13 protein-coding genes and 1 tRNA gene are annotated in these 12,393 nt (G+C 63.6%); 5 read left to right on the top strand and 9 right to left on the bottom strand.

The features are described 5' to 3' along the window. Positions 1 to 105: 105 nt before the first annotated feature. The 3 genes from VHK65_05305 to VHK65_05295 form a co-directional block, all read right to left on the bottom strand. On the bottom strand, positions 106 to 1,344 hold the full coding sequence (locus VHK65_05305) for a HEAT repeat domain-containing protein (protein ID HVS05567.1): 1,239 nt from the start codon (positions 1,342 to 1,344) through the stop codon (positions 106 to 108). Positions 1,345 to 1,360: 16 nt separating this feature from the next. Next, positions 1,361 to 1,675: a hypothetical protein gene (locus VHK65_05300; protein ID HVS05566.1), complete on the bottom strand. Its 315-nt coding sequence runs from the start codon at positions 1,673 to 1,675 to the stop codon at positions 1,361 to 1,363. 154 nt (positions 1,676 to 1,829) lie between these two features. Beyond that, a complete protein-coding gene (locus VHK65_05295) occupies positions 1,830 to 2,021 on the bottom strand; it encodes a hypothetical protein (protein ID HVS05565.1) in 192 nt (63 codons plus the stop codon). Positions 2,022 to 2,453: 432 nt separating this feature from the next. Here VHK65_05295 and VHK65_05290 point away from each other — a divergent pair, with 432 nt between their 5' ends. Together VHK65_05290 and VHK65_05285 are read left to right on the top strand one after the other, a co-directional pair. Next, positions 2,454 to 3,728 carry a replication-relaxation family protein gene (locus VHK65_05290; protein ID HVS05564.1) on the top strand — a complete coding sequence of 425 codons (1,275 nt, stop codon included), beginning with the start codon at positions 2,454 to 2,456 and terminating at the stop codon, positions 3,726 to 3,728. Positions 3,729 to 3,978: 250 nt separating this feature from the next. After that, on the top strand, positions 3,979 to 5,487 hold the full coding sequence (locus tag VHK65_05285; GenBank protein ID HVS05563.1) for a recombinase family protein: 1,509 nt from the start codon (positions 3,979 to 3,981) through the stop codon (positions 5,485 to 5,487). On the opposite strand, the gene VHK65_05280 is transcribed toward VHK65_05285, so the two are convergent. Beyond that, positions 5,460 to 5,534, bottom strand: a tRNA-Gln gene (locus tag VHK65_05280). The genes VHK65_05285 and VHK65_05280 overlap by 28 nt on opposite strands. A 52-nt stretch (positions 5,535 to 5,586) precedes the next feature. Between VHK65_05280 and VHK65_05275 the strand changes: the two genes are divergently transcribed. Then, positions 5,587 to 7,185 (top strand): gluconokinase, encoded by a 1,599-nt coding sequence (locus VHK65_05275; GenBank protein ID HVS05562.1) that lies wholly within the window; start codon positions 5,587 to 5,589, stop codon positions 7,183 to 7,185. Here VHK65_05275 and VHK65_05270 read toward each other — a convergent pair. Next, on the bottom strand, positions 7,121 to 8,764 hold the full coding sequence (locus VHK65_05270; protein HVS05561.1) for a glycosyl hydrolase family 18 protein: 1,644 nt from the start codon (positions 8,762 to 8,764) through the stop codon (positions 7,121 to 7,123). The two genes, VHK65_05275 and VHK65_05270, sit on opposite strands and share 65 nt — an antisense overlap. Before the next feature lie 147 nt (positions 8,765 to 8,911). Here VHK65_05270 and VHK65_05265 point away from each other — a divergent pair, with 147 nt between their 5' ends. Next, positions 8,912 to 9,229: a hypothetical protein gene (locus VHK65_05265; GenBank protein HVS05560.1), complete on the top strand. Its 318-nt coding sequence runs from the start codon at positions 8,912 to 8,914 to the stop codon at positions 9,227 to 9,229. Positions 9,230 to 9,326: 97 nt separating this feature from the next. Next, on the top strand, positions 9,327 to 9,947 hold the full coding sequence (locus VHK65_05260) for a C39 family peptidase (GenBank protein ID HVS05559.1): 621 nt from the start codon (positions 9,327 to 9,329) through the stop codon (positions 9,945 to 9,947). Positions 9,948 to 9,959: 12 nt separating this feature from the next. On the opposite strand, the gene VHK65_05255 is transcribed toward VHK65_05260, so the two are convergent. From VHK65_05255 to VHK65_05240, 4 genes are all read right to left on the bottom strand, one after another. Further along, positions 9,960 to 10,451: a hypothetical protein gene (locus VHK65_05255; protein ID HVS05558.1), complete on the bottom strand. Its 492-nt coding sequence runs from the start codon at positions 10,449 to 10,451 to the stop codon at positions 9,960 to 9,962. A 211-nt stretch (positions 10,452 to 10,662) separates the two neighbouring features. Continuing rightward, the gene (locus VHK65_05250) at positions 10,663 to 11,010 is read right to left on the bottom strand and encodes a MerR family transcriptional regulator (protein ID HVS05557.1); all 348 of its coding nucleotides are present in this window, start codon (positions 11,008 to 11,010) and stop codon (positions 10,663 to 10,665) included. Further along, positions 10,995 to 11,432 carry a response regulator gene (locus VHK65_05245; GenBank protein ID HVS05556.1) on the bottom strand — a complete coding sequence of 146 codons (438 nt, stop codon included), beginning with the start codon at positions 11,430 to 11,432 and terminating at the stop codon, positions 10,995 to 10,997. Before VHK65_05245 ends, VHK65_05250 begins: the two co-directional genes overlap by 16 nt. A 340-nt stretch (positions 11,433 to 11,772) precedes the next feature. Next, positions 11,773 to 12,129 (bottom strand): MerR family transcriptional regulator, encoded by a 357-nt coding sequence (locus tag VHK65_05240; GenBank protein ID HVS05555.1) that lies wholly within the window; start codon positions 12,127 to 12,129, stop codon positions 11,773 to 11,775. Positions 12,130 to 12,393 lie beyond the last annotated feature (264 nt).

Genomic DNA, 12,393 nt, shown 5'->3' with positions numbered 1-12,393 from the left:
CTGGCAGATGGCTGGGTCGATTGGTCAGGGTTAGCAACTCTGCTGGCGAAGGTCGAGAACGCGTTCGCGGCGAGACTGAACCGTAGCTTGTCTCTGTCCGCGCCCTCAGGGACGCTCCATCTCCGAGCGCATGAATGCAAGGAAGCTTTCATGACGCCAAGCCCCCGCGAGCCAGTTGGCAAAGAACCAGGTCTCCCATTCCGCGGCTTGTGAGGGAATCAGCAAGCACACGCCGCCGTCATAGGCGGTGCTGATCTGAAGGGCGGTCGAGAGCCCGGATGATTCCTCGGTTCGCTCGTATGCCGCGACCCATTCCGGCTCGGCCTCTACAAATTTGACGATTTCACCGGCAGCAAGCAGGCGCTCAACGGCATGTGACAGCCGTCCCCAACCATTGGAGGTCTGCAGGAAAGCGCGATATGAAGGGGGCAGGGTAACGCCAAGCCGCGCCTCCACGTCCGCTAACTCTGCCGGGCTTGCGCCTCGGGCACCTAGCCAGCCTGTTTCCAGAGCCTCATCCGGCAGTTCCACGGCCATTTCCCGATCGCCTATAACCCTAGCGGCCAGTTTGCTGAGAAGTTCCACCCACTCGGGGTCACCGGAATGGGCCTGCCGCGGCTTGCTTACCGGCATTGGCAACGCCTCCAAGCGCCGCAGTGCCACTCGGGCTTCGGTTCGGACCTCTTGGTCAGGGTCGACAGCGAGGCCCTCCAGTGCGGCGATATCCTCGTGGCGCGCCAGTGACAAGAGGCCGATGAGATGTGCGGCGTGCGCTCGAACGTGTGAGCTGGAGTCGCTGACACTGTCTAGAACCTCATCGAATTCACCAAGCTGTCCCAAGACCGTGAATGCAGCCGAGCGAACGTCTGGTCGAGAGTCTTTTGTAGCTTGACGTGCGGCCTCGATGACGCGCCGGTCTCGGCCAAACGTGTTGCCGAGGTTGATGAGCGGAGAGCCTCCCGGATCTCGCTCCAACTCCTGAAGATCCGCCCGCAGCCGTTCCTCGAAGTACGGGGGAAGCCCGAGCTGCGCCAGCCGTTCGAGCTCGGCGATAGCGACCTTGCGGAGAGCAGGCGGGTGGAACCGACGGGTCAGTTGATTGATGGCCCCGGGTGAACGTCCTACGGCACGAACCGCGGCCGCTCGGACGGTCAGATCGTCGGTTTCGTCTCTAATGACTTTCCAGACGGCAGGGTGAAGATCGGGGCCGAGACCATCAAAGGCCGCCACGCGCTCCTGGACGCTGCGGCGATGGTTTGTCAGTAAATCGGCGAACTCGTCCACCACCTGCAGCGACAGTACGATGCGGCGACCGAATTGGTCAATCTCGCGTCGCTGCCGCATGAAGGCGATGGCTGGGTCAATTGGTCAGGTTTGGCAACTCTGCTCGACCAGCTGGGCGGCGATTTGCTTCCTGGCTGCCTCGGCTCCTTATCCCTGAGCCGAAGCAGGCCTCCTCTTTAGCGGGCAGCATCACTAACGTACCTACAATCCCTGTATGAACTTTATGCCGAACGTCGGAACCGTTGTACGGCTCATCGATGGACGTATTGCGGCGGTCAGCCAATTCACCGCCATCGGTGACGATGACCGTGTGGTGTTCGAAGATGGCCATGACGAACGCACCAGTGCCACGTATATCGCCGAAATGCTCACCGACGAAGAGGAGGATCATCCAGACCCCATTTAAGGCGCTTCGATCCTACCTCGCCAAAACAGAGTCCTGAACTGAGGTGATCGCGCCCCGACACCAAGAAGAGATGCTTGCCTGTTTCCACTCACCGAGGAGGCTGACAGGCCGGCCGTGAAGGCGATGGTCGACATCAGCTTTAACGTGAAGGCCGGCCCTTGTCGAGATCGACATACGCATCTGGTGAAACACCGGGCATCAGTTCGCGCTTGATTTCGACATAAACGGGTCCGTAGCGGGTTGAGAAGCGCCAGAGATCGAACTGATCTAGTTCCTCGCTCCCGTAGCGACGCATTAGGCGGACAAATTCGTCGAATTCGCCCTGCTCCATCGGCCGTACCTCCTCTCAGTCCTCTCGAAGCCCAGCTCCGAAGATAGATCAAAGCAGCTGCCTAGCGCATGGCTCCGGTGAGTGGGCAGACCAGTGGGCACGTAGATCCCGCAACTGTACCCACTCTGTCGAGATCGGAGAACCCCGATGTAACCGAACGGTCCGAAAGACAGGCCTTTAAGGATTAGAGAGCGATGAAAAACGGACTCACTCCTTAGTGAGTGAAACCGGATGCATGAAAACGAGATGAAAAAGCGGCTCTTTAGAGATAGGACGCCGAAAAGAGGCGACGCGCCGGCTGTTCAGGGAATGGATGTCCGAAAACCAGCGCCAATCCAGGTCCTTTAAAAGATGAGCTTCCAAAAAACGACGCCGGACTCACTCTTCAGAGAGTAAGAGGACAACGAACGCAACGATTCTCGAGTTGAGCGAATGACGATCGACGACCAAGACGCAGACGGCTTGATGCCTGCGCGTCACCCGGGCGAAGGCGACCTCGCCAACGACCATTGGGACCCCGGCCCGTACCTGAGCGCCGTACGCGAGGACCTCGCTACCGCTTTCGCTCCTGCCCCTTCGCTTCCACCTGCGGTTCAGGGAACGAACCCCATCGCGAAGCCTCTGCGAATTCGGGAAACGCTCGCTCCCACCCCGGGACGGACACCCATACATGGTCGTCCCTCTATTCTTCGCGATCTCCGCAAACACGCCAGTTCACTCCTCACCCAGGAAACCACCTCCCGGCTTTTACGCTCGCTCACCCAACGTGACCTGTCTATCCTCCAGGCTCTCCACGACTACCGCTACCTCAGCACCCTGCAGATCCAGCAGCTCTTCTTTCACGGCATCCGCTCCGCGCAAATGCGGTTGCAGTTCCTCTCCCATCACGGCCTCATTTATCGATGGCACATGATCGATCCCCCCGGCCTTACCCGCCGGCCTTCACTGCTGCTTCTGACACCCCGCGGGGGGCGCTTATTGGCCGAATTTCGGGGCCACTCGCCCTGGTCCTACATCCGCCGCGCCGAGGATGCCCGGGACCACTGCTGGCACGTCACCCACGATCTCGAGGCCAATGGGTTCTTCGTGGATCTTGCCCTGGCCAGCCGATTGCACGTGGACCAGGGATTGTGGCTGTGGATCGGCGAGGAGAGCTGCCGCATCAGCCGGCGCGTCTGGGCGAAGCAACATCGACGACCGATCGCCACGCCCGACGGCGAAGGCTTTTACGTCGCGCGTGGTCGTGTCGTGGCTTTCGACCTGGAATGGGATCGTGGAACAGAGTCCGTGAGCCGCCTACGGTCGAAGCTTCGGACCTACGTTGGCTTCTACAACGACACAAAAGGGGCCGACCGCGAGCATGTGCTATTTGTTCTGCATCGCAGCAGCCGCGAGGAGCTGCTCCACCACGTGGCTCGCGAGCTCGTTGCCGCCGGGCCTGATTGCTGCCGGTTCTGGACCACCACGGTCGAGCGCATCGACCATGTCGGCCCGTTGGGCCCGCTCTGGGCAGCGGTCGGAGAATCCGACTCGGGCAAGGATGACGACGAGGAACTTGATGAGCCGAAGCCGGTCGACCTTAAATGCCTTCGTCGCAGACGCCTCACAGACCTGGCGGCACGAGAGACCTCACAGCGGACGATGGCCGACTGCATCGGTCGAGGCAGCTGGTGGGAGCGCAGGCCTGGAGGCGGGGAGGTGGCCTGACCCAAAAACGCGCGGGGAAAGGGCCAGAGTCAAGCCCCCCTCAGCACGACGTCGAGCAATCGGCCGAAGGGTGGGGCGATGCACCGACGACGCGTGTTGTTTGGGAGGCGGTCTATGGCCATCCGCTCTCCGACGAGGACCTGACGGAGGTTGAAGGCAATCTGTTTCGCTTTATCGACTTGCTCGCGAGCATCAGTGGCTCTATACTCGGGGCCCGCGAGTTGTCCACGACCGACGGAGACGAAGCCGCGTGAAGGCGAAGCAGATCGAGCGAGACATCGAAACGACGCGCACCAAGGGCGTAATCATTCCGGCCTTTGCCTACGCGCGAGTCTCGTCCAAAGAGCAAGAGCGCGAAGGCTACTCGATCCCGGTCCAGTTGAAGCGAGTTCGCGAGTACGCGGAGCGCCACGGCTTTACCATCGTCGCCGAGTACGTTGACGTCGAGACCGCCAAGGAGCCCGGACGCCGGGAGTTCTCGCGGATGGTCGAAGCCGCGCGCCACGACGCGACCATAGGCGCCATCATCTGCGAGAAGGTCGATCGCCTCTGCCGCAACCTTCGGGATTATTTGACCATCGACGAGCTACCGGCGAAGACCCTGTTCTGGCAACAGGACTTTCCGGACAATGCGGCAGGCAAGCTCTCCTTCGGAATGATGGTGCTACTGGCCAAGCATTACATCGACAACCTCTCGGACGAAGTCAAGAAGGGCATGGCCGAAAAGGTCCAGGAAGGCGGCTTTCCGCACCAGGCGCCCCTCGGCTACCGCAACGTCCGCGAAGGCGATCGCCAAGTGATCGTCCCGGATCCGGTCAAAGGGCCGATGGTCCGTCGCGCCTATGAGCTATATGCGACCCGCGCCTACTCGCTCAAGACGCTACGGAAGAAGCTGCGGGATGAGGGCCTCGCCACCACCAAACAAGCAAAGCTCATCAGCCTCAGCCAGCTGCAATGGCTGCTCAAGAATCCCTTCTACTACGGCGACTTTCGTTGGAAAGGACGAACCTGGGCCGGGAGCCATCCGCCGTTGGTCTTGCGCGAGCTATGGGACGCGGTCCAGGCGGCCTTCAGCGCCCACGAGAAGCCCGTCTACCAGAAACATGACTTCGCATACAAGGGCCTGCTGACGTGCGGCTCCTGCGGCCATCACCTCACCGCGGAGCTGAAGAAGAAGCGCTATGTCTACTACCACTGTGCCGGCGAGGAAGCCTGCCGCAAGACCTACATCCGCGAGGAGCAGCTCGACGAGCAAGTCCGTGCCCTGCTGGCCAGCATCGCCATCCCGGAGGACGTCAAGGCGTGGCTGCTGCGGGGCATCGCCAAGAGCCGCGAGGAGCAGCGCGCCTACCACCAGACGGTCGTCGAAGAAATCCGGACCGAAATCAAAGAGCAAGAGCTTCTGATGGATCGCCTCTACGACGATCGCCTTCATCGGCTGATCTCAGAGGACTTCTTCCGTCAGCGGTTCGACGTGCTTGAGGAGAAGCGCTGCGAGCTAACCCGCGACCTGGCCCGCCATCAGCACGCTGAAGGCGCCTACATGGAGGTCGGCAGCAAGCTCATCGAACTGATCGCGCAGGCTCCCCAAATATTCGAGCGGGCCGATCCGGAGCAACGGCGAGAGCTCGTGGGTCTGCTGACATCGAACCGCGTCCTCAAGGGCAGAACGCTGGAATTTGAATTGCGAAAGCCCTTCGATGCCCTCGTCACAGCGGCAAATAGCGAAAATGGCTGGGGCGCTAGGATTCGAACCTAGGTTTACCTGATCCAGAGTCAGGCGCCTTACCACTTGGCCACGCCCCAGCGGTCGGCTTAGGCTGGGACAGTCTAGCAGAGGGTCGTTCAGAATTCAGCTATGCCCAAGACCCATTCCGGCGACGGCGTTCTGGCACTCGACCTCGGCACGTCCTCCGTCCGTGCGGTCGTCTACGACGCCCGCGGTTCGATGGTCGACGCGACGATGTCGGACCTGCCGTACAAGGTCCGGACGACCGACGCGGGCGAGGTTTCTTCTGACCCGGTCACGCTGGTCAAGCTCATCGCCCAGAGCATCGACGGCGCGCTGAAGGCGGCGTGCAAAGACAAGGTCGCCATCCTCGCCGTTGGTGTCTCCTGTTACTGGCACAGCTTGATGGGTGTCGATCGCGCAGGTCGACCGACCACCGAGCTCCTCACCTGGGCCGATACGCGCAGCGCGCAAGAAACCCGGGGCATGCGCACCCACTTCGATGAGCGCGCCTACCACGCACGGACCGGGTGCTTCTTTCACGCCAGCTACTGGCCCGCCAAGCTCCGCTGGCTACGCGCCACCCGCCGCGCCGCGGTCGGTCGCACCGCACGCTGGATGTCGCTGGGCGAATACCTCTACCAGGAATTCCACGGCGACGTCCGCGTCAGCCACTCGATCGCGTCGGGCACCGGACTACTCGACGTAAACCGCTGCCAGTGGGACGAGAACGCGCTGCGACTGGCCGGGATCACGAAGGACCATCTCTCCCCGCTGAGCGACTGGGATCAGCCGGCTTGCTCGTTGCGAACGAGCTTGACCAAACGCTGGCCCGAGCTGCGTGACGTGCCCTGGTATCTACCGCTTGGCGACGGTGGGCTGGCGAACATCGGCGCGGGCTGCGTCAGTCCTCGCTGGGCGTGCGCCACGATTGGGACCTCGAGCGCCCTGCGCGTGCTGCTCGATCGCAGGCGCGTCAGCGTCCCCTGGGGCGTTTTCGTCTACCGGGTCGACCGCCACCGCTACGTGCTCGGCGGCGCGCTGAGCGAGGGTGGCAACGTGGTCCGCTGGTTCACCGAGACCCTCGGCCTCAAGCCCAAGAAAAAATTCGAGCGCGCGGCCGGCGCGCTCGCGCCCGACAGCCATGGGCTGACCGTCCTTCCCTTCTGGGCTGGTGAACGGAGCCCGAACTGGCGCGGCGATGCGCGAGCGGTGATCGCCGGGCTCTCGCTCGGCACCCAGCCAACGCAGATGTTGCGCGCGGCGATGGAGGCGATCACCTACCAATTGGTCGCGGTCGCCGCGGCGATGCGAAGGGTCGTGCCTCGTCCGGAATCGGTGATTGCCACCGGCGGGCAGTTGATCCATTCGCCGGCGTGGAGCCAAATGCTCGCCGACACGTTGAATCTCCTGGTAACGACCTCGCCAGAGCCGGAAGCCTCGAGCCGCGGGGCCGCCCTGCTCGTCCTCCACGCCCTGGGCAAACTACCGAAATTGTGGTCGACCCGGCCGGGACGCGGCCGCAGCTTCCGGCCGCGCGCCAGCGTGCATGCGCGCTACGAGAGCGCGCGACGCCGCCAGCAACGTCTCTACGATCTGCTGTTTCCTCCACTCGACCATGCCCCCACCCCGCCCTCCCCCAGACGGGGAGGGAAATTAGGGCCTATTGCCGCGGCGGGATCAGGTTCCAGAACGAAGGATCTTCGAAGCCCAGCCGCCAAACACTGATCCCTTTCAACCCGTACTCGTACATCAGCGCCAGCTTGAGCCGCAACGTGTCCGGGCTCTGGATCCACAGCTCATGGTGCACACCCCAGGCGCTGTAGCCGAAATGCATCTCCTCCTCGGTCGGATCGAATGCCGGCGTCGCCCCGTGCGCCTGGGCGAGGATCATCGCGTCGGCGTAGGAGCTCGAGGTCAATCGCCCGACGCCCGTCCAATCGTGGTAGTAAGTCGGTAGCCCGAGCGTCGCCTTCTCGGGCGGGACGCCCTGCAAGGAAAACTCGAGCGCCTGACGAATCCAGGGCGTGCCGGAGACCGCCCCCGGCGGCGTCACCCCGTTGTGCTCGTCGTAGGTCATGAAGGACAGGAAGTCGGCGACCTTTGCGAGCGCGGCGAAATCGTAGGCGCCGGACCACTGGCGGAAATAATCGAGGAGCGCCCCGCCCGCGCCATCGTCGCCCGGCAGCCGCGGAATGACCGCGACCGATAGGTTGAGCCCGGCGGGACGAAAGGCGTCAGCGCAATCCTGCGCGAGCGCGGTCAAGAGACCGCGGTCGGTCCAGGGAATCTGCTCGAAGTCCAGCTGGAACCCGGCGTAGCCGTAGGTCTTCGCCTCGTTGACCAGATTGCGGGCCAATGCGGCGCGCCGGGTCGGATCCGCCAGGATCGCATGGCCGACGTCGGGATCAACATCCTTGTTGACCACCAGCGGAATGATCGCGACGCCGGCGGCGTGCGCAGCATCAATAATGTCGCGTCGCGCGTAACCCGTGATGCTCCCGTCGGCATTCGCGTCGTACCAGCCGGGGCTCAGCACGTCGATCTGATGCACGTGGGCGAAGAAGGCAGCGCGGCCGTCATCGGTGTTCACGTAGTACATCTGGACCATCCGGCCGGGCAGCACGCGCGTCAAGGTCGATGGGACGGAGAGTTCGCTGCTCTCGTCCTTGCGGCTCCAGGTCCCGTCAGCCGCCTGGATACCAGCGTCAACCGAAAGGACGGCGTGGTCACCCAACCCGAAGCCAGGGGAGACGAGGTCGACGGTCTGCGCATCGCGCCAGGTGATCGTGGGATGTCCCGTCATCCGCACGTGGCTCTGCGCCTGGGTGCGGTCGGCCACCGCCCGCGAGAATCGGACGGTCGCCGCGATACTGGCGAGCGCGCCGGCCTTCAGGTGATAGAGGTGCATCGACAACTGGGCAGCCAATGGTGGGACGACCTGGAACCCCGCTCGCACATGCATCGCCCCTGCCGTCAGCTGGACCGTGTGCCGGCTGCCCAGGGCAAGCGGACCGGGAAGCGCGACGCGCAGCTCGGTCGCCGTCGGCGCGGCGGCGAATAGGACCGGCCGGCCGTCCATGAAGAGCTGCCAGTCACCCGGCCGAAGCGGGTGGCTCACCCTGACGACGAGGCGAGGCCGCGGCGATACCTCGGGCAGCGGCATCGACAGGATGGACGCCCCATCGAGCTCCATGGCATCCACGTTGACGACCGGCACCGGGTTCAGTTCGGTGGCGACCAGGCCCCCGAGAAGCAGCATCCCGGTGGTGATGGCGCCCGCGCCCAGGTAGACGGGAAGGCGCATGCCGGTGGCGAGTATCGTCCCGCGTCAGCGCCCCCCGCAAACGATCGTCATGGCAGCAACTGAGGCTCAGCCATTAGTGCTTTAGACTGTCCTGGCGGTATCAGCTTTGCTCGTTTGTTTCCCGGGAATCGCGGGTAGGAAAATGCCGTGGACATGCTCGATATCCTTCGCCGGCAAGCGGGCCGGTTTCAGTGCCCCAAGTGCGGGGAGAGCCTGGCCGACTGCCAGCTCGAGATGGTGACGCATCAGGACGACCAGTCCCTGGTGAAGGTCACCTGCGCGCACTGCCAGGACGTCCGGGTGATCGCGGTGGCGATCGCGGCCGAGACGGCGGCCGCGCCGGTGATCGAGGTTCGCGACGAGCCGGTCGATGAGCTCGGAGCGCCGATCACCACGGATGACGTGCTCGACGCCCGGCTGGCGCTCGCCCGCTACGAGGGCGACCTCGCCAGCCTGCTTCGCTGACGGCGCTGTCACCAGGCGGTAACAATCCGCGCTGGTAAGGCAAAGCCGACACCGCAACCACTGGACTTGACCCAGCCTCGACCTTAAGATTGGCCCCGTGAAGCGGGGGTGGCGCCGCGCGCTGGGGGCAAGCTTGCTGGCATTTGCGACATGGTCGGCCGCCGGGCTCTCGGCCGCGGCCGCGCCGTCCGTCCCCACCTTCAGCCAACGCTCACACCAGTGGTCGCGCGACGCGCTCGGCAGCGACCCAGTGGACACGATCGGCTCATCGGGTTGCGCTCTGACCGCGGTGACGATGGTGACCGCGGCCTATGGCTACTCGACAAACCCGCAGCAGCTGAACCGCTGGCTCACCGCCCACGGCGGCTACATCGAGAATGACCTGCTGCTCTGGCGGCAGGCCGGCGCCGCCACCCAGGGCTCGGTGCGGTGGCAGTGGCTCCATGTCCCGGGGATGGTTTCGCAGTTGCGGACCGACGACCAGGACATCGAGGACCTTCCGCCGCAGTCACTGGTTGAAGCCCAGCTCGACACGGGCCGGCTGGTCGTGGCGGAGGTGCGACTGAACGGTGGCATGCACTTCGTCGTGATCACCGGTCACAGCGGCCACACCCTCTACATCAATGACCCGTGGTTCGGCGACCGCACCACGCTGCAGGCGCGCTACGGCGCGTACCGACAGGCGGTCCACTCGGCGCAGATCTACTACCGCAGCTGACGAGGCGCTGAATCAGGCGGCGGCGGCCAGTTCGTCGTCGTAACCGGCCGGACCCCACTGCCGAGTCCGCTGCGAGAGGGCGGCGACCATGTTCTGGAACGTGTCTTCGCGGAACAGCGCCCGATCCAGCTTGAGCACCTGGCTGTCGGCGGCGATCTCCAGGTGAGCGCCCTTGCGGGTGATGACCTGGTTCATCCCCTGCACGCGATCCCACGGGACCAGGCGAGGTCGGCGATTGAGCCAGGCGTGGCCGACCGGACGAAGTGCGATCCCCTCGCGAGTCACGATCACCTCGGTCCACTCGATGAAGAAGCTGTGGAACAGCAGGCCGAGGCTGAAGGCGAACCCGCAGCCCATCGCGATGGCGAGGGCCGCGAACGAGCCACTATGGGTTTCCGAGATCTCGACAACGGCCAGGACAAAGCCCAGGGCACAGGCCGCAATCGGGACGCCGGGCCAGAGAAGGACGAGTCGATTCAGCGGGCTGTCTGGCCGGAAGCTCATGCGTGCTCATACCGTATCGGCGCCGATCGAAGACAACATTTCGGCCATCGATTCGCCGCAAAGATGTTGCTCTACCGTAACGGATAGGGCCCCTCGGGGCCCCGCGCTTTCGCGCGTATCAGCGCCGGCGCCGCATGCCGCTTGTGCGAGCACACGAGCGCACGTTCTTAAGCGCGAGTGCGCCGAGCGGCTGGACGGCGCCACGGCGCGGTTAGACGTCCAGTTCTTTGACGTCGAGGTCGCGGAGCTCGGGCGGCGCAGAGAGCCCGTTATCGACCAGGATGCGAAGCAACCGCAGCACATAGCGGGCGCCGTTCAGATTGACACCGTGCTGGCGGGTGAGCGTCTGGATGGCTTGCAGCTTGCGGATATCCCGCTGCGAGAATCGCCGCCGGTTGGTGGAGGTCCGCTTGGGAACTACCAGGCCGAGGTGCTCGTACATCATCAGCGTGCGGGGGTGCGTCTGCAGAATCTCCGAGGCGACGCTGATCGTATAGATGGGTTTATCAAGAGAGAGGCTTGTATCGCTCGGCGCGCGGCGCGTTACTCCTTTAGCCAATCCTCAATGCCCTCTGAGAGGCTGGTCGGCGTGGTGCGCGCCTTGATGAGGTACTCGTGTGCCCCAAGCCGCAACCCTCGGGCGACCAGGTCTTCTTCATCGTAGTTCGAGAGGATGATAACCGGAATCTCGCGCGTCTTCTCCTGCGCCCGCAATTTCCTCAACACCTCGAGCCCATCCATCTTCGGCAGGCGAATGTCGAGAAAGATGATGTCCGGCTTCAGATCGCCGGCTTTCTTGAGGCCCTCCTCGCCGTCCAGGGCGGTGTTGACGCGGTAGCCGTCGAGTTCCAGCTTGAGCCGGTACATCTCGAGGACGGACGGATCGTCTTCCACGAGGAGAACGTCGACCAGGTCCTCGTCGACCTGAGTCGCCTGGCTGGCCGGGCTCGCGCCAGCGCTGCGGCGCGTCTTACTTTCCATAACACTCCCCTTGGCGCGAAGCAGTATAGACGAAGTTGGTGCATCGAATCGCGACCTTTACGGGAAGCAATACGTCGGACTCCTCGCGAGGCATACGGCCGGGGCTGACCGGCCCCAGAAAAGTTAAGGCCCTCCGAAGGGAGGGCCCGAAGAGGGGGGCAAGAGAACTATTTCGGATTATAGAAACGACGACGCGGCTTGTCAACACCGCGACAGTCAGAAAATATCCTCGGCGGACTGTCGATAACATGGCACTGCGTCGCATCTCGAGGCGCACGAACGTCAGGCGGCTCAGCGGGGTAGCCAACGACAGGTCGGGGCAATCAGACGCGACCCGGCTTCAGACGTCCAGCTGCGAAACGTCGATATCGCGCAGTTCGACGGGCGCCGGAAGCTGATGCTCTTGCAGCAGCTTGAGCAGCTTCATGATGTAGCGCACACCGGCCAGGTTTACAGAATGGTGCCGGGTGAGCTTCTGGATCGTCTGCAGCTTCATGACGTCGCGCTGAGAGAAGCGCCGGCGGTTGGTCGAGGTCCGCTTGGGGACGACCATGCCGAGGTGCTCGTACATCATCAGCGTCCGCGGATGCGTCTCGAGGATCTCCGACGCCACGCTGATGGTGTAGATCGGCTTGTCGAGGCCGACCCGCTCGCTCGGCGAGGACGGGGCCGGGCCAGCGGCGGCTGCGGTGGTCACGAGGCTCCAAAAGGCGCCCGCAGGTCGGACGCGATCTTGCCGAAGTATATGCGCCGGCCCGTCGGATCAGTGTAACGAGACATGTTCACTCTATACCCTTTCGGGGGCATCTCTCCCAAGTCGCCACTTATCAACTGATATGACAGCATCGTTATCATTGAAGGGCTGGTACTACCGCCAGGGAAGTTGGCGGCGCGCCTGGCGGCACACCTCCAACCAGCGCGTAACCCTGAACCAATGGTGTCCGTTTGGAAGCGTACCGGG

This window comes from Candidatus Dormiibacterota bacterium (assembly GCA_035544955.1).
In the GTDB taxonomy this organism is placed as follows: Bacteria; Chloroflexota; Dormibacteria; order CF-121; family CF-121; genus CF-13.
Note: the sequence above shows the minus strand (reverse complement) of the source record. Positions and strands in the feature narration are given on the sequence as shown.

What these genes read in the sequence shown, in the direction of transcription:
- VHK65_05300 (HVS05566.1), bottom strand. Translation starts at nt 1,675, where the DNA reads ATGATCCTCCTCTTCGTCGGTGAGCATTTCGGCGATATACGTGGCACT.
- VHK65_05275 (HVS05562.1), top strand. Translation starts at nt 5,587, where the DNA reads ATGCCCAAGACCCATTCCGGCGACGGCGTTCTGGCACTCGACCTCGGC.
- VHK65_05270 (HVS05561.1), bottom strand. Translation starts at nt 8,764, where the DNA reads ATGCGCCTTCCCGTCTACCTGGGCGCGGGCGCCATCACCACCGGGATG.
- VHK65_05245 (HVS05556.1), bottom strand. Translation starts at nt 11,432, where the DNA reads ATGGAAAGTAAGACGCGCCGCAGCGCTGGCGCGAGCCCGGCCAGCCAG.
- VHK65_05290 (HVS05564.1), top strand. Translation starts at nt 2,454, where the DNA reads ATGACGATCGACGACCAAGACGCAGACGGCTTGATGCCTGCGCGTCAC.
- VHK65_05295 (HVS05565.1), bottom strand. Translation starts at nt 2,021, where the DNA reads ATGGAGCAGGGCGAATTCGACGAATTTGTCCGCCTAATGCGTCGCTAC.
- VHK65_05305 (HVS05567.1), bottom strand. Translation starts at nt 1,344, where the DNA reads ATGCGGCAGCGACGCGAGATTGACCAATTCGGTCGCCGCATCGTACTG.
- VHK65_05255 (HVS05558.1), bottom strand. Translation starts at nt 10,451, where the DNA reads ATGAGCTTCCGGCCAGACAGCCCGCTGAATCGACTCGTCCTTCTCTGG.